Source organism: Streptomyces sp. NBC_01288 (genome assembly GCF_035982055.1).
Classification (GTDB): domain Bacteria; phylum Actinomycetota; class Actinomycetes; order Streptomycetales; family Streptomycetaceae; genus Streptomyces.
Window position 1 is genome coordinate 3,600,538 of record NZ_CP108427.1, and the last position, 23,621, is coordinate 3,624,158.

Annotated in this window: 15 protein-coding genes; 4 read left to right on the forward strand and 11 right to left on the reverse strand. The window is 71.5% G+C overall.

Going from position 1 to position 23,621, the window contains the following annotated elements:
• Positions 1-17: 17 nt before the first annotated feature.
• Both OG194_RS15555 and OG194_RS15560 read right to left on the reverse strand, forming a co-directional pair.
• Positions 18-335, reverse strand: coding sequence for a hypothetical protein (locus OG194_RS15555; protein ID WP_327401443.1), 318 nt, complete (start codon positions 333-335; stop codon positions 18-20).
• Between the two features lie 168 nt (positions 336-503).
• Positions 504-2,795: an ATP-dependent DNA helicase UvrD2 gene (locus tag OG194_RS15560; protein ID WP_327401444.1), complete on the reverse strand. Its 2,292-nt coding sequence runs from the start codon at positions 2,793-2,795 to the stop codon at positions 504-506.
• 88 nt (positions 2,796-2,883) lie between these two features.
• On the opposite strand from OG194_RS15560, the gene OG194_RS15565 reads away from it, so the two are divergent.
• Entirely contained in the window at positions 2,884-3,141 is a 258-nt protein-coding gene (locus tag OG194_RS15565; RefSeq protein ID WP_318018708.1) for a mycoredoxin, read from the forward strand.
• 72 nt (positions 3,142-3,213) lie between these two features.
• On the opposite strand, the gene OG194_RS15570 is transcribed toward OG194_RS15565, so the two are convergent.
• The 6 genes from OG194_RS15570 to OG194_RS15595 all read right to left on the reverse strand — a co-directional run bounded on the left by OG194_RS15570 (position 3,214) and on the right by OG194_RS15595 (position 14,132).
• Positions 3,214-3,819 carry a class I SAM-dependent methyltransferase gene (locus OG194_RS15570; RefSeq protein ID WP_327401445.1) on the reverse strand — a complete coding sequence of 202 codons (606 nt, stop codon included), beginning with the start codon at positions 3,817-3,819 and terminating at the stop codon, positions 3,214-3,216.
• A 31-nt stretch (positions 3,820-3,850) separates the two neighbouring features.
• Positions 3,851-4,795 (reverse strand): NAD(+) diphosphatase, encoded by a 945-nt coding sequence (gene nudC / locus OG194_RS15575; RefSeq protein WP_019058345.1) that lies wholly within the window; start codon positions 4,793-4,795, stop codon positions 3,851-3,853.
• A 156-nt stretch (positions 4,796-4,951) separates the two neighbouring features.
• Positions 4,952-6,364, reverse strand: a complete 1,413-nt coding sequence (locus tag OG194_RS15580; RefSeq protein ID WP_327401446.1) for a dipeptidase — start codon at positions 6,362-6,364, stop codon at positions 4,952-4,954.
• Between the two features lie 10 nt (positions 6,365-6,374).
• On the reverse strand, positions 6,375-9,944 hold the full coding sequence (locus OG194_RS15585; protein ID WP_327401447.1) for an ATP-dependent DNA helicase: 3,570 nt from the start codon (positions 9,942-9,944) through the stop codon (positions 6,375-6,377).
• Positions 9,945-10,044: 100 nt separating this feature from the next.
• Entirely contained in the window at positions 10,045-13,488 is a 3,444-nt protein-coding gene (locus tag OG194_RS15590) for an ATP-dependent helicase (protein WP_327401448.1), read from the reverse strand.
• 257 nt (positions 13,489-13,745) lie between these two features.
• Complete coding sequence (locus OG194_RS15595) at positions 13,746-14,132, reverse strand: MGMT family protein (RefSeq protein WP_327401449.1); 387 nt, start codon at positions 14,130-14,132, stop codon at positions 13,746-13,748.
• Between the two features lie 186 nt (positions 14,133-14,318).
• Between OG194_RS15595 and OG194_RS15600 the strand changes: the two genes are divergently transcribed.
• The 3 genes from OG194_RS15600 (at position 14,319) to OG194_RS15610 (ending at position 20,453) form a co-directional block, all read left to right on the forward strand.
• Entirely contained in the window at positions 14,319-17,081 is a 2,763-nt protein-coding gene (locus OG194_RS15600; protein ID WP_327401450.1) for a lysylphosphatidylglycerol synthase transmembrane domain-containing protein, read from the forward strand.
• Between the two features lie 131 nt (positions 17,082-17,212).
• Entirely contained in the window at positions 17,213-18,757 is a 1,545-nt protein-coding gene (locus tag OG194_RS15605; RefSeq protein WP_327401451.1) for an alpha/beta hydrolase, read from the forward strand.
• 139 nt (positions 18,758-18,896) lie between these two features.
• Positions 18,897-20,453, forward strand: a complete 1,557-nt coding sequence (locus tag OG194_RS15610; RefSeq protein WP_327401452.1) for an alpha/beta hydrolase — start codon at positions 18,897-18,899, stop codon at positions 20,451-20,453.
• A 98-nt stretch (positions 20,454-20,551) separates the two neighbouring features.
• Here the strand turns inward: OG194_RS15610 and moeZ are convergent, their stop codons facing one another.
• The 3 genes from moeZ to OG194_RS15625 form a co-directional block, all read right to left on the reverse strand.
• Positions 20,552-21,730 carry an adenylyltransferase/sulfurtransferase MoeZ gene (gene moeZ / locus OG194_RS15615; protein WP_327401453.1) on the reverse strand — a complete coding sequence of 393 codons (1,179 nt, stop codon included), beginning with the start codon at positions 21,728-21,730 and terminating at the stop codon, positions 20,552-20,554.
• Positions 21,731-21,793: 63 nt separating this feature from the next.
• A complete protein-coding gene (locus tag OG194_RS15620; RefSeq protein ID WP_327401454.1) occupies positions 21,794-22,543 on the reverse strand; it encodes a spherulation-specific family 4 protein in 750 nt (249 codons plus the stop codon).
• A complete protein-coding gene (locus OG194_RS15625; protein WP_033282020.1) occupies positions 22,531-23,490 on the reverse strand; it encodes an NAD-dependent epimerase/dehydratase family protein in 960 nt (319 codons plus the stop codon). Before OG194_RS15625 ends, OG194_RS15620 begins: the two co-directional genes overlap by 13 nt.
• Between the last annotated feature and the right edge of the window lie 131 nt (positions 23,491-23,621).

Genomic DNA, 23,621 nt, shown 5'->3' on the forward strand with positions numbered 1-23,621 from the left:
GGCGCCGGCCTGATCGATCAGGCTGGATCACTCCAGGGTTCTGGCCCACGGAAGGCCCACATCTGGTGGTGCTGCGTCGTCTGCTTCCGGCTTCCGGCACCGGGCGCAAAGGCATAGGCCTGCGCCTGTGCCCCTACTGCTTCCAGTGCCTTGATCGGTCGCTCGTTGCGCTCACGGACGGGAAGGACCGCGAGAGACAGGGCGGACGTCGGACGGGCGGCAGAAATGCCGGACAGACCGGTGCCCAGGTTCGAAACGCCGAGGATGCACAGGGAGACGACCGAGGGATCGGTCATTTTCACGGTGCTGCTGGAACGGGTGTTGATGCTGATCACTGGAATCGCCTCCTCTCGGCGTCTCGGGGGACCGGGGGTGAGACCGGTCCTTCGGTTAGGCAAGTACAGCACGGAATCAGGGCCTTCGAGAAGGCCCCCTGTTCCCGTGCCTAAGAACCTATGGGGATTGCTGGGGCATGCGCAAACTATTTTCTCGACGAGTTTGAATCAGTCCTCCGCGACACCCTCCGCAGGCTCCTGACCGCCGCAGATGGCCAGGACATCAGCCCCGTAGCGGTTGAGCTTGCGGACGCCGACGCCCGGGATGCGCGCGAGTTCGCCGTCGTCGTCGGGGACGGTCTCGGCGATCGCCATCAGTGTTTTGTCGGTGAAGACGCAGAACGCGGGCTGACCGCTGCGCTGCGCCTGGACCTCCCGCCACTCGCGCAACCGCTCGTAGAGGCCCTCGTCCATGTCCGAGGGGCAGTCCTCGCAGCGCATCAGCTTCATCTTACCGGCCTCGGTGAGAGTGCGGCCGCAGACCCGGCAGCGGGCCACGGTGCGCTGCGTCCGGCGCGGTACAGCCTTGGGGGTGCCCGCGTAGCCACGCTCGATGCCTCCGGGGGCCATCGTGCCGGGTCTGCCCACGGCGCCGGTCGAGCCGGGGCGCAGGCCGTCCAGGAAGCGGCTGGGGCGGCGGTTGGGGCGGCCTCCGGGTGAGCGGGAGAGAGACCAGGAGACGTGGAGCCGCTCTCGGGCGCGGGTGACGCCGACGTAGAGGAGGCGACGCTCCTCCTCGATCTGCTCGTCGGTCTTCGCGTAGGTGATGGGCATCATGCCCTCGGCTACGCCGACCAGGAAGACGACGTCCCACTCCAGGCCCTTGGCCGAGTGCAGGGAGGCGAGGGTGACGCCCTGGACGGTCGGGGCGTGCTGGGCGTTGGCCCGCTCGTCGAGTTCGGCGACCAGGTCGGCGAGGGTGGCCCCGGGTTTCGCCGCGGCGAAGTCCTGGGCGAGGTTGACCAGGGCCGCCAGCGACTCCCAGCGCTCTCTGACGGCGCCGGAGCCGGCCGGGGGCTCGGTGGTCCAGCCCTCGCCGGAGAGGACGGCACGGACCTGGGAGGGCAGGTCGATGACGTCGTCCAGGAGGGAGTCGTTGCCGCCGAAGCGGGCCGCGCCGCGCAGGGCGATGCCGGCCTTGCGGACCTCGGGGCGGTCGAAGAACCGCTCGGCGCCGCGCAGTTGGTAGGGCACTCCGGCGTCGGCGAGGGCCTGTTCGTAGGTCTCGGACTGGGCGTTCGTGCGGACCAGGATCGCGATCTCGCTCGCCGGGACGCCCGCGTCCATGAGGTCGCGGATGCGGCGGGCGGCACCCTCGGCCTCGGCGGGCTCGTCGGTGTACTCAACGTAGACGGGCTCGGGGCCCGCGGAACGCTGGGAGATCAGCTCCAGCCGGTGGTCGGCGGCACGGCCGCGGGCCTGGGAGAGCAGGCCGTTGGCGAGGTGGACGACCTGGGGTGTGGAGCGGTAGTCGCGAACCAGCTTGACGACGGTGGCGCCGGGGTGGCGGGTGCGGAAGTCGAGCAGGTGGTCCGGCGTCGCTCCGGTGAAGGAGTAGATCGTCTGGCTGGCGTCGCCGACGACGCAGAGGTTGTCGCGGTCGCCCAGCCACAGCTCCAGGAGGCGCTGCTGGAGCGGGCTGACGTCCTGGTACTCGTCGACCACGAAGTGCTGGTACTGCGAGCGGACCTGTTCGGCGATGTCGTGCCGGTCCTGGAGGACGGCGACGGTGAGCAGCAGGACGTCCTCGAAGTCGATGACCGCGCGGTCGCGCTTGACGTCCTCGTAGGTGGCGTAGAGCTGGGCGATCTCGGCGGGGGCGCGGGGGACGTCGCGGCCCGCCTTGGCCGCCGCGGCCGCGTAGTCGGAGGGCACGGTCTGGGTGACCTTGGACCACTCGATCTCGGCGGTGACGTCCCGCAGTTCGCCGCGGTCGAGGCGGATGCGGCAGGCGGCCGCGGCGTCGGCGACGAGCTGGATCTTGCGGTCGACGAGCCGGGGCATGCTGCCGCCGATCGCTTTCGGCCAGAAGTACTGGAGCTGGCGCAGCGCGGCCGAGTGGAACGTGCGTGCCTGCACTCCGGTGGCGCCGAGCTGACGCAGCCGGCCGCGCATCTCGCCGGCGGCGCGGTTGGTGAAGGTGACGGCCAGCACGCTGGAGGACTGAAGGACCCCGGCGCGCACTCCGTAGGCGATCCGATGGGTGATCGCCCGTGTCTTGCCCGTGCCGGCGCCCGCCAGCACGCACACCGGACCGCGCAGGGCCGTGGCCACCTCGCGTTGCTCGGGGTCGAGTCCTTCGAGCACCGCGTCGGCCGAGTCCGGTACCTGCGGGAAGAGGGAGGAGTGCGTTGCTGCTGTCACACGGCCATGCTGCCAGGTCGCCGGAGACAGGTGAGCCGGTTGTCCACAGGGAGGCACCCGCAGTCGTACTAATGCGGCCGGCGTCACGTGCCGCATGCCGCTCCCTGCGGGAATTGCGGCCGTGTCGCGTACGTTCCCTCCACTGCGAGGACACATCCCCCGAGCTGTTGAGGAGCGCGAGAGAATGTCGGGCACTGTGACGATGTACAGCACCACGTGGTGCGGTTACTGCCGTCGGCTGAAGAGCCAGATGGACCGCGAGGGAATCGCGTACAACGAGATCAACATCGAGCAGGACCCGGCTTCGGCGGCGTTCGTCGAGAAGGCGAATGGCGGGAATCAGACGGTGCCCACGGTTTTGGTTGTTCCCTCCCAGGGCGGCTCCGAGGTCGTCATGACGAACCCGAGCCTCGCCCAGGTGAAGCAGGCGCTCGGCGCCTGAACGACGGTCGGCGCACACAGCTCCGAAGAGGGCGGCCCCTGATGTCGAGGGCCGCCCTCTTTGTCGTTCTCCTCAGGCGACCGGTTTGTCCCACGCGACCATGTAGCGCCACAGCAGCCGACGCCGGAACCGGGCTCCCGGCAACATGCGCCGGACGGCTGCGCGGGCCTCTCCCCAGCACATGGCCGAGTCCTCGATCGGCATGCCGACGGGGCCGAGTTTCCCGCCGTTCCGTCGTGCGAGGAACTGGCTCACGGGCAGTCCGCAGCCGCTGATCACCCAGTCCAGGAAGGTGCGGTTGTACGCCAGGCCGACGACCACCAGTCGGCCGCCGGGTGCCAGCAGGCTCACCAGCCGTGCCACGGCGTCCTCGAACTCCGTGTGGTGGACGACGGCGACCGCGCTCACGAAGTCGTACGTGCCTTCGTCGAGTGAGGTGGCGTCGAGGTAGTCGGCCTCTACGAAGGTGACGTTTTCCGGCAGCACGTCCGCGCGGGCGAGCCGGATCATCTGCGGCGAGCGGTCCACGCCCGTGACGGACCCGGCTCTGCTCGCCAGTTTGCGGGCCAGCAGGCCGTCCCCGCAGCCGACGTCCAGGGCGGTACGGCAGCCGGCGGGCACGGCGTCCACCACCAGGGGGTGGTAGTGGACATTGTGGTTCCAGTACGGGTCGGTCATCCGCGCCCCGGCATCCGCGCCCCAGGTCGCCTCAGACGAAGGTGCGCGTCGGCAGCGGCTTGCCGTACCAGAGTTCGATCAGGCGGGCCGCGATCGAGATGCCGTACGGGGGCAGCACCTCTTCGGACTCGAAGGCCGCGCGCAGCTCCTCGCGGGAGAACCAGCGGGCCTCGTGGATCTCGTCGCCGTCGACGTTGATGTCGGTCGAGGTGGCACGGGCCATGAAGCCGAGCATGAGGCTGGACGGGAAGGGCCAGGGCTGGCTGGCGACGTACTCGACGTGGCCGACGGTGATGCCTGCCTCCTCGAAGACCTCGCGGCGCACCGACTGCTCGATGGACTCGCCGGGCTCCACGAAGCCGGCGAGCGTCGAGAAGCGGCCCTCGGGCCAGTGGACCTGGCGGCCGAGCAGGATGCGGTCCTCCTCGTCGGTGACGGCCATGATCACGGCGGGGTCGGTGCGCGGGTAGTGCTCGGCGCCGCAGGCGGGGCAGCGGCGGATGTGGCCGGCCGCGGCGATCACCGTGCGCTCGCCGCAGCGGGAGCAGAAGCGGTGCAGGCGCTGCCAGTTCTCCAGGGCGACCGCGTGCACCATGAGGCCCACGTCCCGGGGTGACAGCAGGAGGCCCGCCTCGCGCAGGCCCGCGGGGCGCGCCGACTGGTCGATGCGGCCGGGGAGGGCGTCCTTCTGGAGAGCGAAGTAGCTGACGCCGTCGTCGTCGGTGCCCAGGAAGTAGCGGTGCGCCTCGGTGAGGGGGGCCTCGAAGGAGGGCGTCATGACGAGTTCGGTCTTGCCGTCGGGTGTCTCGTCGATGAGGACCTGGCCGCCGGAGACCACGAAGCAACGGGTGGTGGGGTGGCTCCATGCCGCGGCGAGCCAGGCCTCGTCGAGCCGGTGGTGGGCGGCTCGGTCGATGCCGCTCGGGGCGGTGAGCGAGATGGGTCGGTCGGCTGTGTGGTCGGTCCAGGTGGTCACGGGTGCTTCCAACTCCCCCGGCAATGCGGATTGTTTCGGCGGGCGGTTCAGCGGGACGTTCGGCAGGAGGCGACCGGGTCCGGCGGGGACGGGGTGTGCGGGGCGGTTCTTCCAGTGTGCCCCGCGCGCGTAGCCGTTCCGGATCGCGCGGTTTCGTCAGGGCGCGCGGCGCCAGGTGTCGGCGAGGTCTCCCCACAGGTGTGCGGTGGTTTCGACGCCCTTCAGGAGGAGGTCGAGTTCGACCTTCTCGTTCGGGGCGTGCCAGCCGTCGGAGGGGACGGAGATGCCCAGGAAGAGGACGGGTGCCCCGAGGACTTCCTGAAGGTCGGCGGCCGGTCCCGAGCCGCCTTCACGGGTGAAGAGGACCGGTTTCTCGAAGGCGCGGGCCATGGCTCGGACGACGGACTGGAGGGCCGGGTGGTCCAGGGGCGTCAGGCACGGGCGCGTGGCCGAGCTGAACGTGATCTCCTGGCGGATCCCGTCGGGCACCTGCTCGGCGGCCCAGGCTCGGACGGCCTTCTCGATGTGGTCGGGGTCCTGGCCGGCGACCAGCCTGAAGGACAGCTTCACCATCGCCGAGGAAGGGATGATCGTCTTGCTGCCGGGGCCCTGGTAGCCGCCGCCGATGCCGTTGACCTCGGCGGTGGGGCGGGCCCAGATGCGCTCCAGGGTGGTGTGTCCGGCCTCGCCGTGGGTGGCGTGCGACTTGGCGGTGCGCAGCCACTCCGTCTCGTCGAAGGGCAACTCGGCGAAGAGCTCGCGCTCCTGATCGGTGAGCTCGACGATGCCGTCGTAGAAGCCGGGAACGGCCACGCGTGCGTGCTCGTCGTGCAGGGCGGCGACGAGGCGGGCGGCCGCGGTCGCCGGGTTGGGCACGGCGCCGCCGAAGGAGCCGGAGTGGATGTCCTGGTCGGGGCCCAGCAGCCGGATCTCGCACTCGGCGAGGCCGCGCATGCCGGTGCACACCGTGGGGGTGTCCTCGGACCACATGCCGGTGTCGGAGACGATCACGGCGTCGGCGGCGAGCCGGTCGGCCTGCTGCTCGACGAGCGCCCGGAAGTGCGGGGAGCCGGACTCCTCCTCGCCCTCGATCAGGAGCTTCAGGTGGACGGCGGGGGCGGTGCGGCCGGTGGCGGCGAGGTGGGCGCGGACGCCGAGTGTGTGGAAGAACACCTGGCCCTTGTCGTCGGCCGCCCCGCGCGCGTAGAGGCGGTTCTCGCGGACGACGGGCTCGAAGGGCTCGCTGTCCCAGCCGTCCTCGCGGGCGGCGGGCTGGACGTCGTGATGGCCGTAGACGAGGACCGTGGGTGCCTCGGGGTCGTCCGAGGGCCACTCGGCGAAGACGGCGGGGGCGCCCGGGGTCGGCCAGACCTCGGCGGTGGGGAAGCCGGTCTCCCGGAGTGTGGCGGCGAGCCAGTCCGCGCTGCGCCGGACGTCGGGCGCGTGGTCGGGCTGGGCCGACACGGACGGGATGCGCAGCCACTCGGCGAGGTCGTCGAGGAAGGCTGCGCGGTGCTGCTCGATGTACGTGCGGACCGCGCTGACGGCACTGTCAACGGTGTGGCTCATGGTCACGAGCCTATCGGCCCGCACTGACATCCTCGGTGGGCGGTTCCTCACAGTTTGCTTGCGCGCCCGGCTCCTCCAGCAGCAGCCGCTCCAGCGCGGCCCGGTCCGGGAGGTTCTCCGGCCGTACGACCTCGCCGCCGCGCACGTACAGGAACGCGGCCGTGACCGCTTCCAGGGGCACACCCCGCAGCTCGGCCCAGGCCAGCCGGTAGATCGCGAGCTGGAGCGGATCGGCGGTACGGGTGCGGCTGGTCTTCCAGTCGAGGATCTCGTACGTCGTCCCGTCGCCGTCGCCCTGTCTGTAGACGGCGTCGATACGGCCCCGTACGACGCGGCCGGCGATCGCGAGCTGGAAGGGGGTCTCGACGCGGTAGGGCGTGCGCCGGGCGTACTCGGTGCGTTCGAAGGCTTCCTTGAGGGCTTCCAGGTCGCGTTCGTCGGCGATCTCGGCCTCGCTGCCGGGCAGTTCGTCCGGTTCCAGCATAGGCAGGGTCAGCTCTTCGTAGCGTGACTCCACCCAGGCGTGGAAGCGGGTGCCCCGACGTGCGGCGGGTTGCGGCGGGCGCGGCAGCGGGCGGGCGAGTTCCTGCGCGAGGGCGTCCGGGTCGGCGGCCAGGAGCATCAGCTGGGTGGCCGTGAGGGAGGCCGGCAGGGGGACGTCGGTGACTCCCCGGCGGGCGCGCAGGAGTTCGCCGGTGAGGGCGTCGAGGTCGCGGTCCCAGGAGGCGATGGCACGGGCCTCCTCGGGGGTGAGGCGCGTGCCGGGCGGTTCCGTGGGGTGTGGGCGCGCGCCCCCTGGCGCACTGGAGTGTTCGGCGGCGTGCGGGGCCGTCGCCTGCTGCGGGACGGTCGGGCGGTCCGTGGTCCAGGCGTCCCAGTCGGCGGGGTCGTCCTCCGGGAGGGCGTCTTCGGCCCGAATGTCCGTCTCGGGGAGCGATTCCTCGTAGGGAGGCTCCCCGGAAGGGGGCTCGTCGTAAGGCGGTTCGTCGTCCTCCGGTGGTGGGGGCCAGTCCGGGTCGTCGTGGGTGTTCGGGTCGTGGGTGGCCGCGGGGTGGCCCTCGTCGTGGGAGGCGAGGTACTCCAAGTGGTTCATGACCAGCTTGGCGGCCTTGTGGCGGTGGGCCATCGCCGCGTCGTCCAGGGGCAGCGGCCAGGCCTGGTCGGCGGTGGCCGTGTGCAGGGCGGGGTTCTCCGCGCCCTCCTCGGGCTGGTCCGCCCAGGCCTCGATCTCGCCGTACCCGGCCGTGCAGTGGTCGTAGAGGGCCTGGAGGAAGTCGGAGGGTCCGCGGGGCTTCTTCTGGGTGGGACCCCACCAGTGGCCGGAGCCGAGCAGCAGGGAGCGGGGGCGGGTGAAGGTGACGTAGCCGAGGCGGAGTTCCTCGGTGTGCTGGTGGTCCTTCATGTCCTCGTGGAAGGCCTTCAGGCCTCGGGAGTCCCAGGAGGCCACGTCGGGCAGGGTGGCGGTGTCGCCGCGCAGGGCGTGCGGCAGGACCTTGCCCTGGGCGGTCCACTTCTCGCGGCCCTGGGTGCTGGGGAAGGTCCCGGTGACCAGGCCGGGGACGGCCACGACGTCCCACTCCAGGCCTTTGGACTTATGCGCGGTGAGGACCTTGACGGTGTTCTCGCCGCCGGGCAGGGCGTTGTCGAGGCCCTTCTCGTACTGGGCGGCGGTGCGCAGGAAGCCGAGGAAGGCGAGCAGGGTCGCCTCGCCGTCGCCCGCGGCGAAGGAGGCGGCGACGTCCAGGAAGTTCGACAGGGTCTCGCGGCGGCGGGCGGCCAACGCGTGCGGGGACGCCGCGAGTTCGACCTCCAGGCCGGTGACGGCGAGGACGCGGTGCAGGACGTCCATCAAGGGGTCGGACAGGGAGCGGCGCAGGTCGCGCAGTTCGGTGGCGAGGTGGGCGAAGCGCACGCGCGCGTCCGGTGAGAAGGGCAGCCCGTCGTCGTCCCCGGTGCGGTCGGCGCCGTAAAGAGGTGTCTCCAGGAACGTGTCGAGGGCGTCGGCGAGCGATATCACCTCGGAGGGGTCGACCCCCTCGACGGCCTCGGCGAGTCGGCGGTCCGGGTCGTCGTCCCCCACGCGCGTGTGGGACACGAGGAACCGGGCGCGTCGGCCCAGGAGGGCGAGGTCGCGCGGGCCGATGCGCCAGCGCGGGCCGGTCAGCAGCCGGACCAGGGAGGCGTTGGCGCCGGGGTCCTGGAGGACTTCGCAGACGGCGACGAGGTCGGCGACCTCGGGCAGGTGCAGCAGCCCGGAGAGCCCGACCACCTCGACCGGGATGTCGCGGGCGACGAGGGCACCCTGGATCTCGGCGAAGTCGGTGGCCGTGCGGCACAGGACGGCGATCTCGGCGGGCGCCTTGCCGGTCCGTACGAGGTGGGCGATGGAGTCGGCGAGCCAGTCGATCTCCTCGGTGTGGGTGGGCAGCAGCGCGCAGCGGACCATGCCGTCGCGCTCGGCGCCGGGGGCCGGGCGGAGGGCCTCCACGCCCGCGTGCATGGCGCGCAGGGGTTCCGCGAGGTTGTTGGCGAGGTCGAGGAGGCGGCCGCCGCTGCGGCGGTTCTCGCTGAGCGACTGGCGGGCGGCGAGGCGTCCGTCGGCGTGCGCGAAGTGCTCGGGGAAGTCGTCGAGGTTGGCGACGGACGCGCCGCGCCAGCCGTAGATCGCCTGGCAGGGGTCGCCGACGGCGGTCACCGGGTGGCCCGTGCCGGCGCCGAACAGGCCTGCCAGGAGGATGCGTTGGGCGACCGAGGTGTCCTGGTACTCGTCGAGCAGCACGACCCGGAACTCGTCGCGCAGGATGTCGCCGACCTCGGGGCGGGTGCGGGCCAGGGTCGCGGAGAGGGCGATCTGGTCACCGAAGTCGAGCAGGTCGCGCTCGCGTTTGGCGGTCCGGTAGCGGCTCACCAGCTCGGTGAGTTCACGCCGTGCGGCGGCCGCCTCGGGGACCTTGCGCAGCTCGGCGTTGCTGAGCTTGCGGCCCTCCAACGCGCGCAGCAGCTCGGCGTCGTAGGCGCGCAACTCCTCGGGGCGTACGAGGTGTTCGGAGAGCTCGCCGTCGAGCGTGAGGAGGTCGCTGACGAGGTCCGGGAAGGAGCGGGTGAGCGCCGGGTAGGGGCCGGGGGCCTCGCGCAGCACGCGCGCGGCGAGCTGGAAGCGGGTGGCGTCGGCGAGCAGGCGAGCCGTCGGTTCGAGGCCGATGCGCAGGCCGTGGTCGGTCAGGAGGCGGCCCGCGAAGGCGTGGTAGGTCGAGATCACTGGCTCGCCCGGAGGGTTGTCCGGGTCGATGACGTCGGGGTCGGTGACGCCCGCCTTGATCAGCGCCTTGCGGACGCGCTCGGCGAGTTCACCGGCGGCCTTGTTGGTGAAGGTCAGGCCGAGGACCTGCTCGGGGGCGACCTGGCCGGTGCCGACGAGCCACACCACGCGGGCCGCCATCACCGTGGTCTTGCCCGACCCGGCTCCGGCCACGATCACCTGCGGGGCGGGCGGCGCGATGATGCAGGCCGTCTGCTCCGGGGTGAAGGGGATGCCGAGGAGCTCCTTGAGCTGATCGGGATCGGTGATACGGGCGGGCATGTCGGAGAGGCTAGCGGCGGCCACTGACAGTCGAGGACCAATCGCCCTCAGGGGCAGAAGAAGCGCAGGTCAGCACATGTGGTGCGATACGTCACGCGAGTTACTCGACGACGTGTCGTCCCTCGGGCCGCGCGCTGCACGAGGCCCGGAACGCGCAGTGCGTGCAGTGCTGTCCGGCCGTGGGCGTGAACCGTTCGTCGAGGACCTTGCCCGCGGCCGTGGCCAGCAGTTCACCGGCCCACTCCCCCTCCAGTGGCTCCTGGGCCTGCACCTTGGGCAGGGTCTCGCCGCCGTCCCGTTGCGCGGCGCCCTGGCGCAGCTGGACGAGTTCGGCGCCGCCCGCTTCGGGGCGCACTCCGTCGAAGGCCTCGTCTACGGCGCCCTCCTGGACGGCGAGTTGATAGACGGCGAGTTGGGGGTGGCGCTCCACCTCGCGGGCGGTCGGTGTGGCCTTGCCGGTCTTGAAGTCGACTACGTAGGCGCGTCCTTCGCCGTCCGCCTCGACGCGATCCATGGAGCCGCGGATGCGCACTTCGTAGTCGCCCGCTTCGAGGGTGACGTCGAAGTCGTGCTCGCTGGCGACCGGCGTACGACCGGTGCGGACGCCGTTGGAGTCGACGTGCCACTTCAGGAAGCGTTCGAGCGCCACGCGCGCGTTGTCCTTCTCCTGTACCGACTTCCAGGGCGCGTCGAAGGCGAGCGCGTTCCACACGGTGTCGAGGCGCTCCATGAGGGCGTCGAGGTCGGCGGGGGTGCGTCCGGAGGCGACCTCGTCGGCGAGGACGTGCACCACGTTCCCGAAGCCCTGGGCGGCGGTCGCGGGCGCGTCGGCCTTCACCTCGCGGCCCAGGAACCATTGCAGGGCACAGGTGTTGGCGAGTTGGTCGAGGGCGCTTCCGGAGAGCACGACGGGCTGGTCGCGGTCGCGCAGCGGCACCTTGCTCTCGGTCGGGTCGTACATGCCCCACCAGCGGTACGGGTGCGCGGACGGGACCAGGGCGCGGCCCTCGTCGTCGGCCAGCGCGGCCAGCCGGGCCAGCCGGCGTGCGGCGGCCTCCCTGAGGGTCTCGGACACGCGCGGGTCGACGGTCGTGGCGCGCAGCTCGGCGACCAGTGCGGCGACCGACAGCGGGCGGCGGGGGCGGCCGGTGACGTCCTTGGGCTCGACGCCGAGTTCGGTGAGGAAGCGGGACGGCTGGTCGCCGTCGTCCGCGGGTGCCTTCACGGCGGTGACGACGAGGCGTTCACGCGCGCGTGTGGCCGCGACGTAGAACAGGCGGCGTTCCTCGGCGAGCAGGGCTCCCGGGGTGAGCGGTTCGGCGAGTCCGTCGCGGCCGATGCGGTCGGCCTCCAGGAGGGAGCCGCGTCGGCGCAGGTCCGGCCACAGGCCCTCCTGGACGCCGGCTACGACGACCAGGTTCCACTCCAGGCCCTTGGAGCGGTGCGCGGTCATCAGGCGTACGGCGTCGGGGCGTACGGCACGCCGGGTGAGCGTGTCGGCGGCGATGTCCTCGGCGTCGATCTCCTCCAGGAAGTTGAGGGCGCCCCGGCCTCCGGTGCGCTCCTCCGCGCGGGCGGCGGTCGCGAACAGCGCGCAGACGGCGTCCAGGTCACGGTCCGCGTTGCGCCCGGCCGCGCCGCCGCGCAGTGCGGCCCGCTCCAGGCGCCCGGGCCACGGCGTGCCCTGCCAGAGGTCCCAGAGCGCCTCCTCGGCCGTACCGCCGCCTGCCAGGCGCTCCCGTGCCTTGCGCAGCAGCGCGCCCAGGCGCTGGGCTCCGCGCGCGTACGTGGGGTCGTGCGCGACCAGCCGCTCCGGCTCGGCGAGCGCCCGCGTGAGCAGCTCGTCCGAGGGCGGCGGCACGGGGTTGCCACCGGCCCGCTCCTCCTCGCGCAGCGCCCGGCCCAGGCGGCGCAGGTCGGCGGCGTCCATGGCGGCGAGGGGGGAGGCGAGCAGAGTGAGGGCGGTTTCGGCGTCGAGCCAGGAGGGAGCAACGGGCTCTTCGGGATCGGCTTCCGGCGTGGCCTGTTCGTGCCCGTGCTCGGTTTCCACAGTGGCCGGTCCATCGTCGGCTTCCGACGCAGCGTCTTCTACGTCGTCGCCCTCCCCTACGGCTCCTACGGCCTCGGTGTCGTCCTCGGGCCGCGCTGATGCCTCCGCCGCCGCCACCGCCCGCAGGGCCGTCAGCAGCGGTGCCACCGCGGGCTCGTGGCGCAGGGGCAGGTCGTCGCCGTCGATGTCCAGGGGGACGCCGGCCGCGGTGAGGGCGCGTCGGATCGTGGGGATGGTCCGGGAGCCGGCGCGTACCAGGACGGCCATGTCGCTCCAGGGGACGCCGTCCTCCAGGTGTGCCCTACGGAGGATGTCGGCGATGTTGTCCAGCTCCGTGCCGGACGTCGGGTACGTGTAGACCTCGACCTGGCCGCCGTCCCGTACCGGGGACAACTCGCGGTGGGCGCGCACCTTCTGGGCCGGGAGCCTGGTCAGGGGCATGCGCTGGGTGAGCAGGCGGGTGGCGGTCAGCAGGGTGGCGGCGGAGCGGCGCGAGGTCCGGAGCACCTCTACGGGGGCCGGACTGCCGTCCGCGCGCGGGAAGGCGCTCGGGAAGTCCAGGATGCCGTTCACATCGGCGCCCCGGAACGTGTAGATCGACTGGTCGGGGTCGCCGAATGCGACGAGGTTGCGGCCGCCGCCGGCGAGGGCGTGCAACAGTCGTACCTGGGCCGGGTCGGTGTCCTGGTACTCGTCCACGAACACGGCGTCGTACTCCGCGGCGAGCCGCTCCGCGACCTCGGGGCGCTGGGCGAGGAGCACCGCGCGGTGGACCAGTTCCGCGTAGTCGAGCACTCCTTGGAGGTCGAGTACGTCGAGGTACTCGGCGAGGAAGGCGGCGGCGGCACGCCAGTCGGGGCGGCCGATGCGGCGGGCGAAGGCATCCAGGGAGCCGGGGCCCAGGCCCAGTTCGCGGCTGCGGGCGAGGACCGCGCGGACCTCGTCGGCGAAGCCGCGGGTGGTGAGGCAGGCCCGCAGTTCGTCCGGCCACCGCACGTGGGCGAGGCCGAGCCGCTCCAGGTCGGGCTGGCCGGCGAGCAGTTCGCGTACGGCGACGTCCTGTTCGGGGCCGGAGAGCAGCCGTAGGGGCTCGACGAACAGGCCGGTGTCCTGGTGGGCGCGGACAAGGGCGTAGCAGAACGAGTGGAACGTGGTCGCCCGGGGCGCGCGGGCGGCGCCGATGCGCAGCGCCATGCGGTCGCGCAGTTCGACGGCCGCCTTGCGGCTGAACGTCAGCACGAGGATCCGCGCGGGGTCACCTCCCCTGGCGATCCGTGCCGCGACGGACTCCACGAGGGTGGTGGTCTTGCCGGTGCCAGGACCTGCCAGGACGAGCAGCGGACCGGCCTCGTGGTCAACCACGGAGCGCTGTGGCGCGTCCAGACGAGGGGGAACCGGCCGGGTCTGCGGGGTACGCACCAGTCGGTAAGCGCCACGGTTCCCCTGTCGCACCTGGGGGTGCGACAGGCGCCTGGTGGAGGAAGAGGAGCTCACGTGGTTCGCCGGTCCTGGTGGGTGTGCTGGTTGCCTGACCACCGCGCGTGGAGGGCGGTGACCGCGTGGTGAGGGGGACAGGTGCAGCCGACGCTACGCCGACGGGTCGTAGGGAAGCAGGACTTCCGCGCGTTCCCTCACGGCTCGCGCGACCCTCGCGTCCCTCGCCCCTCGAACGTACGGCATGCCACGGACGTGCCGGGTTTCCCCCGTACGGGCCACAGGCCGCCCCGGGGCGCGGCCGATGGCGGAAGCTGTCAGGTGTGACCGTCCGCGCGCTCGCCGCCGTCCCATCGCGCCCGTTTCATGTCGACGCGTGGCAAGTGACCCTCGGAGGATCTGCTCGCCTCCTTCAGGGGAGTGCCCTCCGCGCGGTAGTTGTCGAGCGCTCGCAGCTCGTGGCCGGGGAGCAACGTGCCGTCCGCGCGGACGACCCGCCACCACGGAACGGCTCCCCCGTAGAGGGCCATCACGCGGCCGACCTGGCGCGGGCCGCCCTCCTCCAGCCATTCGGCGACATCGCCGTACGTCATGACGCGCCCGGGCGGAATCCGTTCGGCCACGTCGAGGACGCGCTCGGCGTACTCGGGCAGCGCGTCGCCGTGCTCGGGGCCGGTGTCGTCCGGAAGGCTCTCCTCGCTCATCCGTCCCATCCTGCCGCACACCACCGACAGTGCGACGCGCTGGCGACTCTGCGTATCCCTCGCCCCGGAGCGGCGCGTGGGGCAGACTGTGCGCCCCCGCATTTGCACCCTGATGCCCCCGTGTGTCGGTGGGGCATGCCACCATCGTGCGGGCGGTGACCGGTGATACGAGATCAAGAAGAGACGATGAAGCAGCAGGGTGTGCACCCCGAAGACGCGGAGGGCACCTCTGACGCTGCGTCGCGCCCGGACACCGCCGACGCCCACGAGCAGGACCCTGCGGAGGGGTCCGCCGAGACGCCCTCACCCGGCCCCGCGCCCGGCCCTGTGCCCGGTCTCGACGACTGCGGTGACGACCCGCACGTCGAGGAGGTCGAGGGCGACGAACCACTGCTCCCCGCGCGCGTGCACCGCCCTTCCGATCTCATGCGCCTCCTGGTGGGCTTTCTCGCGATCGTCGTACTGCTCGCGATCGCCGCGTTCGCGCACGGCACGACCTCGGGGCTCGAACAGGACATCAACAAGGGCACCGGGCAGGCGCCCGACCTGCTGATCAAGATCGCGGGGCTGGCGTCCAGCATCGCCATCCTGCTGGTGCCGGTCGCCTTCGCGATCGAACGGCTGATCAAGCGCGACGGACTGCGCATCGCCGACGGCGTGCTCGCGGCGGTCCTCGCCCACGGAGTGACACTCGCCACGGACCTGTGGGTCGCCAAGGCCGCCCCGGGCTCCATCCAGGAGGCGCTCACCCAGCCCTCCCCCGGCGACATCCACGCCCTCACCGACCCGGTGCACGGCTATCTGGCGCCCGTCATCGCGTACATGACGGCCGTAGGCATGTCCCGGAGGCCGCGCTGGCGCTCCGTGCTGTGGATCGTGCTGCTGCTCGACGCCTTCTCGATGTTGGTCACCGGGTACACGACGCCGTTCTCGATCATCCTGACGGTGCTGATCGGCTGGACCGTGGCCTACGGGACGCTGTACGCGGTGGGTTCGCCGAACGTCCGGCCCACCGGACGGACGCTGATGGCGGGCCTGCGGACGGTCGGCTTCCACCCCGTGGGCGCGGCCCGCGAGGAGGTCGTCGACACGGAGAACGGCGACCGCGGCCGGCGCTACTTCGTGACCCTGGAGGACGGTCCACCGCTGGACGTCACCGTGGTCGACCGCGAACAGCAGGCGCAGGGCTTCTTCTACCGGGCGTGGCGCAATCTGACGCTGCGCGGCTTCGCGACCCGCAGCAGCCTCCAGTCGCTGCGCCAGGCGCTGGAGCAGGAGGCCCTGCTGGCGTACGCGGCGATCGCGGCCGGGGCCAACGCCCCGAAGCTGATCGCGACCTCGGAACTCGGCCCCGACGCCGTGATGCTCGTCTACGAGCACACCGGTGGGCGCACGCTCGACTCGCTCGCGGACGAGGAGATCACCGACGATCTGCTGCGCCTGACCTGGCACCAGGTGCAGGCGTTGCAGTCGCGGCGCATCGCCCACCGCAGGCTCGCCGGTGACGCGATTCTGGTGGATCGTTCCGGCAGTGTGATCCTGACTGATCTGCGCGGCGGCGAGATCGCGGCCGGTGAGCTGCTGCTGCGCATGGACGTCGCCCAGTTGGTGACGACGATCGGTCTGCTGGTGGGCGCCGAGCGCGCGGTGGCCTCGGCGGTCGGTGTCCTCGGTCCCGACGCAGTGGCCGACTGTCTGCCGATGCTCCAGCCGATCGCGTTGTCGCGCTCCACGCGCGCGACGCTGCGACGCCTGTCCAGGGAGCGGGCTCAGCGGGAGCGCGACGCGATCCTGGAGGCGTCCCAGCAGACCAGGCTGGCCCGCGCGGAGGCTTCGGAGGGCTCCACGCCCGTACTGGAGAAGCCCGACAAGAAGGCCGTGCGCGCGGAGCAGCGGGCCGAGAAGCGGGCCATCGACGAAGCGTTGGACGAGGCACGCGAGGAGGATCTGCTCACCCAGATCCGTCACCAGGTGCTGCTGATCAGACCGCAGGCGCACGTCGAACCGGCCCGTCTGGAGCGGGTGCGGCCGCGCACGCTGATCAGTTTCATCGCGGGCGCGATCGGCGCGTACTTCCTGCTGACGCAGCTCACACACATCGAGTTCGGCCCGCTCGTCGCCAACGCCCAGTGGGGCTGGGTGGCCGCGGCCGTGCTGTTCTCCGCGCTGAGCTACTTCGCGGCGGCGATGGCCCTCCTGGGGTTCGTACCGGAGCGCGTGCCGTTCCTGCGGGCCGTGGGGGCGCAGGTCGCCGGGTCGTTCGTGAAGATCGTGGCCCCGGCCGCGGTCGGCGGTGTCGCCCTGAACACACGCTTCCTCCAGCGTGCCGGGGTGCGGCCCGGGCTCGCGGTGGCGAGTGTCGGCGCGTCGCAGCTGTTCGGTCTCGGCTGCCACATCCTGATGCTGCTGTCGTTCGGCTATCTCACCGGCACCGAGAAGACGCCGTCCCTGTCGCCGTCCCGGACGGTCATCGCCGGTCTGCTGACGGTGGCGGTGCTCGTGCTCGTGGTGACCTCGGTGCCGTTCCTGCGGAAGTTCCTCGTCACGCGCGTGCGGTCGCTTTTCGCGGGCGTCATCCCGCGCATGCTCGACGTGCTCCAGCGGCCGCAGAAGCTGGTCACCGGCATCGGCGGCATGCTGCTGCTGACGGCCTGCTTCGTGATGTGCCTGGACGCGTCGATCCGGGCGTTCGGCGATCAGTCGACGTCGCTCAGCCTGGCCAGCGTCGCCGTCGTCTTCCTCGCGGGCAACGCGCTCGGTTCCGCGGCCCCGACCCCGGGCGGTGTGGGCGCGGTCGAGGCTAGCCTGACCCTCGGCCTGATCGCCGTGGGCCTCCCCAAGGAGGTCGCCGCTCCGGCGGTGCTGCTGTACCGGCTGCTGACGCTGTGGATCCCGGTGCTGCCGGGCTGGCTGTTCTTCAACCACCTGTCCCGCAAGGGCTCCCTGTAGAACACGGTCACGTACGCACGTGGTGCACGCACGCGTGCCTCACGACCCGGCCATGCAGGGCACGCACGCGTGCGTACCTCGTACGGCCCGCGCCCCGAGCGCACCGCCGTACGCGACCCCAGGATGGGATCATGCCGAACCCCTCCCGGCTGCGTGCCGCTGCCCTGACCGCCACCGTCGTCCTGCTGTCCGCCACGCTGGCGGGCTGCGGCGGCGACTCCAAGGACGAGGATCCGACGGCCCAGAAGCTGAGCTGGAAGGACTGCCCGGCCCCGTCCGAGGCCGAGGGCGGCGGCGCCGCACCGTCACCGTTGCCGAACGGCACCAAGTGGCAGTGCGCCACCATGAAGGCGCCGCTCGACTGGAGCAAGCCCAAGGGCGACACGATCGGACTCGCCCTGGTGCGGGCGAAGGCCAGCGGCGCCGCGAGCAAGCGGATCGGCTCGCTCGTCTTCAACTTCGGCGGCCCCGGCGGCTCGGGCGTCACCACACTGCCCGCGTTCGGCGAGGACTACGCGACCCTGCGCACCCGCTACGACCTGGTGAGCTTCGACCCGCGCGGAGTGGGCCGCAGCGCCGGCGTCGAGTGCGAGAGCGACTCCCAGCTCGACCAGTACTTCCAGCAGGACGCGACCCCGGACACCACGGCCGAGCGCACCAAGCTCCTGGCCAACACCAAGCAGTTCAACGCGGCCTGCGAGAAGAACTCCAAGAAGATGCTCCCCCAGGTGCGCACCACCGACGCGGCCCGCGACATGGACCTGATGCGCCAGGTCCTCGGTGACGACAAGCTGCACTACTTCGGCATCTCCTACGGCACCGAACTCGGCGGCGTCTACGCCCACTTGTTCCCCAAACACGTGGGGCGTGCCGTCTTCGACGCGGTCGTCGACCCCACGCAGAACTCCGAACAGGGCTCCCTGGGACAGGCCAAGGGCTTCCAGCTCGCGCTCGACAACTTCGCCGACGACTGCACGTCGAAGACCACGGACTGCCCGGTCGGCGACACCGCGCAGGACGTCAAGGACCGCATCGCCAAGCTGCTCAAGAGCCTCGACAGCAAGCCGATCCCGGGCATCTTCCCCCGCCAGTTGACCCAGACGGCCGCGACGAACGGCATCGCGCAGGCGCTGTACTCGAAGGACTTCTGGGAGTACCTCACCGAGGGCCTCGAACAGGCCTACAGCGGTGACGGCAAGGTCCTCATGGCGTTGTCCGACTCGATGAACGGGCGCAGCGAGAACGGCGAGTACAGCAACATCACCGCGGCGAACATCGCCATCAACTGCGCCGACGACAAGCCGAGATACACCGCCGACTACGTGGAGGGGAAGCTGCCCGAGTTCCGGGCCGCCTCTCCCCTCTTCGGCGACTTCCTCGCCTGGGGCATGGTCAGCTGCACCGACTGGGCCGTGCCGGGCGCCGCCGACCATCCCGACGTGAGCGCGGCCGGGTCTGCGCCGATCCTCGTCGTGGGCAACACCGGTGACCCGGCCACGCCGTACGAGGGCGCGAAGAAGATGGTGGACGCGCTGGGCAAGGGCGTCGCGGTCGAGCTGACGTACAAGGGCCAGGGGCACGGCGCGTACGACAGCAAGAACAAGTGCGTGCAGAGCGCGGTGAACGGCTATCTGCTGAACGGGAAAGTCCCGGCGGCCGGTACCGTCTGCTCCTGAACCCACCTCCCGAAATCCGGGCAAAAGCGCAGGTCAAAAGGTTATCCACAGGCCGTCACGGGCTCGGCTCGCGCCGCCTACTATGGCCTGACCGCCATCCGCTGCGTGACGCGGACGGCCTGCGAGGGGGGAAATGTACATGGCGCGATTCGTACGGTGGACGGCCCTGATGGCCGCCGCCGCACTGCTGACGGCCGGCTGTAGCAGCGGCTCGTCCGACGACGGCAAGGACGGCGCGGGCGCGGGGGACGCCAAGCCGTCCGCCGCCGACTCGTCCTCTTCCACTACGGCCGCGCTGCCCGCGTCGCTGACCGCGCAGAAACTCGACTGGGGACGCTGCAAAGCCACCGCGAACTCGGCCGCGCCGAGCAGCGACTGGCAGTGCGCGACGCTCAAGGTGCCGCTGGACTGGGCCAAGCCGAGCGGCTCCACGATCGGGCTCGCGCTGATCCGCTCCAAGTCGACCGGCGGCGACCGCATCGGCTCGCTGCTGTTCAACTTCGGCGGCCCCGGCGGCTCGGGCGTCGACTACATGCCGGCGTACGCCACCACGGTGCCCGCACTGCACGAGCGCTACGACCTGGTGAGCTGGGACCCGCGCGGGGTCGGCGCCAGCGAGGGCGTCCGCTGCCGCGGCGACAAGGCGATCCAGGCCTCCGAGGACATCGACGCCACGCCGGACACGTCGGCCGAGGAGAAGGCGTACTTCCAGGACGCCACCGCCTTCGGCAAGGGCTGCGAGAAGGCCGCCGGGAAGCTGATGGCGCATGTGTCGACGACCGACACGGCCCGCGACATGGACCTGATGCGCCAGGTGCTGGGCGACAGGAAGATGCACTACTTCGGCATCTCGTACGGCACCGAACTCGGCGGTGTCTACGCCCACTTGTTCCCGAAGAACGTGGGGCGGCTGATCCTGGACGCGGTCGTCGACCCGAGCGCCGACTCAGTGGGCCACGCGCTGAACCAGACCCGGGGTTTCCAGCGCGCGCTGGACGACTACCTCAAGTCGACGGACCAGGACCCGGCTCAGGGCTCGAAGAAGATCGCGGCCCTGCTGAAGCGGATGGACGCCAAGCCGCTGGCCACCTCGACCGGGCGGGAGCTGACCGAGACGCTCGCGCTGACCGGCATCGTCCTCCCGCTGTACAGCAAGGAGAGCTGGCCCACGCTGACCAGCGCCCTGAACTCGGCGGAGGAGGGCGACGGTTCGGAGCTGCTGGCCCTCGCCGACGGCTACAACGACCGTGACAGCGCGGGGCACTACGGCACGACGACCCACTCCCAACGGGTCATATCGTGCTTGGACGACAAGCAGCGGCCGACGCCCGAGCAGACGCAGAAGCTGCTGCCCGAGTTCGAGAAGATCTCGCCCGTGTTCGGCGACTTCCTGGGCTGGGACACGGCCGGGTGGTGTCACGACTGGCCGGTGGCCGGGCAGTACGACACCCCGGAGGTCAGCGCGCCCGGTGCGGCGCCGATCCTGGTGGTCGGCAACACCGGGGACCCGGCGACGCCGTACGAGGGTGCCCGCAAGATGGTCGACGAGCTGGGCAAGGGCGTCGGTGTGGAGCTCACCTGGAAGGGCGAGGGACACGGGGCGTACGGGAGCGGGAGCGACTGTGTCGACTCGACGGTGGACGCGTACCTGCTGAAGGGGACGGTGCCCAAGGACGGGAAGGTCTGCGCCTCGTAGCCGGAGCGGTCGGGGCGGTCGGGGCGTCAGGGACAACGGGGGCAGCCGAAAGGGGCCCGGCACTTGTGGTGCCGAGCCCCTCCCGGGAAAGCGTGGGTCTAGTAGACGGGCTTGTCGGGCTCGATCTGGTTGACCCAGCCGATCACGCCGCCGCCGACGTGGACCGCGTCCGCGAAGCCGGCCGACTTGAGGACGGCGAGGACCTCCGCACTGCGGACACCCGTCTTGCAGTGCAGGACGATCTTCTTGTCCTGCGGGAGCGTCTCCAGGGCGGTGCCCATGAGGAACTCGTTCTTGGGGATCAGCTTGGCGCCGGGGATCGAGACGATCTCGTACTCGTTGATCTCACGGACGTCGATGATCTCGATGTTCTCACCGTCGTCGATCCACTCCTTGAGCTGCTTGGGAGTGATCGTCGAGCCGGCGGCCGCCTGCTGGGCCTCCTCGGAGACGACGCCGCAGAAGGCCTCGTAGTCGATGAGCTCGGTGACGGTCGCGTTCGGGCCGCAGACCGCGCAGTTGGGGTCCTTGCGGACCTTGACCTGGCGGTACTGCATCTCCAGGGCGTCGTAGATCATCAGGCGGCCGACGAGCGGGTCGCCGATGCCGGTGAGGAGCTTGATCGCCTCGGTGACCTGGATGGAGCCGATGGACGCGCACAGCACGCCCAGGACGCCGCCCTCGGCGCAGGAGGGGACCATGCCGGGGGGCGGGGGCTCCGGGTAGAGGCAGCGGTAGCAGGGGCCGTGCTCGGACCAGAAGACGGAGGCCTGGCCGTCGAAGCGGTAGATCGAACCCCACACGTACGGCTTGTTCAGCAGCACGGCGGCGTCGTTGACCAGGTAGCGGGTCGCGAAGTTGTCCGTGCCGTCGACGATCAGGTCGTACTGGCTGAAGATGTCCATCACGTTCTCGGCCTCAAGCCGCTCTTCGTGGAGGATCACGTTCACGTACGGGTTGATGCCCAGCACGGAGTCGCGCGCCGACTCGGCCTTGGAGCGGCCGATGTCGGCCTGGCTGTGGATGATCTGGCGCTGCAGGTTCGACTCGTCGACCTCGTCGAACTCCACGATGCCGAGCGTGCCCACGCCCGCCGCGGCCAGGTACATCAGCGCCGGCGAGCCCAGACCGCCGGCGCCCACACAGAGCACCTTGGCGTTCTTCAGCCGCTTCTGCCCGTCCATGCCCACATCGGGGATGATCAGGTGGCGGGAGTACCTGCGGACCTCGTCTACGGTGAGCTCGGCAGCCGGCTCGACCAGGGGTGGCAGCGACACGGGGACTCCGTTGGTCGGTCAATCACTACAGTTGTTCTCCCCGTAACACTGCCATGCCCTTCTTCATTCCGAGACACCCGTTCCGATCCGCGAGACGATCTCGTCCCAGTAGTCGGGCATGGTCTCCCAGGGGTCGGTGCGGCCGCCGTGATCGGTGCGGTCGGTGAAGTAGATCGTCGAGGCGCCCTGCCAGCGGGCGATGCGCAGCGCCTCGTCGAGATGGCCGCGCGGGACGCCGTGCACGAAGTGGCAGAAGCGCTCGGGCGGGTGGTCGGCGGTCCACTCGGCGACCTGCGACCAGCGGTAGTCGCTCCACGGGCCGGAGAAGGTCACCAACTGGTCGGCGCACTCGGCGTATCCGGGGTACGGGTGGGTGCCGTGCCCCAGGACGATGTGGGCGCCGTCACGGATCTCGCGGAGCGTGCCGACCGTGCGGCGGGCCTCGGGGAGCGCGGCCCGGTCGGTGGGACAGCGGTCCAGGAGGAAGCCGTCGACCTGGTACCAGTCGCGGTAGCGGTGCGCCTCGGAGATCAGGTCACCGAAGGTGCGGGCGCCGTGGGCGGCGTCCAGGTGGCCGAGGACGCGGACGCCGGTGTTGCGGAGCCGCCCGGCCGCCTCCAGGCAGTGCGGGTCGGGGCGGGCCCCCGGGCCGGAGGAGACGTTGAGGACGACCCAGTCCAAGGGGGTGCCGGGGCGGGTGAGTTCGCCCCATTCGGCCGGCGCGACCAGGGGGTGCGCGTAGCCGGGGATGCCGAAGCCGGTGCGGACGCCGGTGGTCGCGGTGCCCGGGGTCGTGCTGGTCAGATGCGGCATGCCGCCTCCATCCAGATGTCGGCGAGGGACTCTTCGAGGTTGATCCGGGGCCGCCAGCCGAGCCGGTCGCGCGCGGTGCGCACATCGGCCTGCTGCCAGCTCCCGCAGCCGTCCGGGTACGGGTACGCGACCGGGGCCGCGTGGTCGGGGTCGGTGCGGGGGTGCCCGATGGCCGCCCTCAACGGGCCGGGCGGGCCGTCGAGTTCGTGCAGCGCGCCGCCGTATCCGGCCACGCGGGCGAGAACGGCGGCGGCGTCGCGCAGCCGGACCGCGCGGCCCGAGCCGATGTTGATGACGCCCTGCGCGGCGGAGAGCGAGGCCGCGTGGACGGCGCGGGCCACGTCCCGTACGTCGACGAAGTCGCGTTGTGCGCCCAGGCCGCCGAGTTTGAGTTCGCCGTCGCCGGACTGCATGGCCCGGCGCATGGCCTCGGCGAGCCGGCCGAGCGGGGAACCGGCGGGGGTGCCGGGTCCGGCGGGTGAGAAGACGCGCAGCACCACAGCGTCGAGGCCGGAGCCCAGGACCAGTTCGGTGGCGGCGAGTTTGCTGACGCCGTACGGGCCGCCGGGGCGGGGTACGGCGTCCTCGGCCGTGGAGGAACCGGGCTGGCTGGGGCCGTACTCCGCGCCGCAGCCGATCTGCACGAGTCGGGCTCCGCAGCCGCTGCGGCGCAGGGCCTCGCAGACGGTGGCGACGGCGACGGTGTTGTGCCGGGTGAGTTCGCGGGCGCCGCCTCTGGTGGCACCGGCGCAGTTGATGACGACTCCGGGGTGGACGGCGTCGAGGAAGCGGGTGAGCGCTCCGGGGCTGCCGGTCGCGAGGTCGAAGCGGACGTCGGCGTCGTCGCCGCGGCCGAGCGCGGTGAGCTGGACGGCCGGGTCGGCGAGCAGGCGGTCGGCGACGAAGCGGCCGAGGTAGCCGTTGGCTCCGATCAGCAGGACCCTCATCGGACGGCTCCCGGGGCCGACTCTCCGGATCGGGAGGTGATCATCTGGTGTTCTCCTTCACAGGGTGATGCGGTTGCCTCCGGCGGTGGGGCCGGGCGCCTGCGGCCGGGTGACGCCTCTGGTTGGTGCGG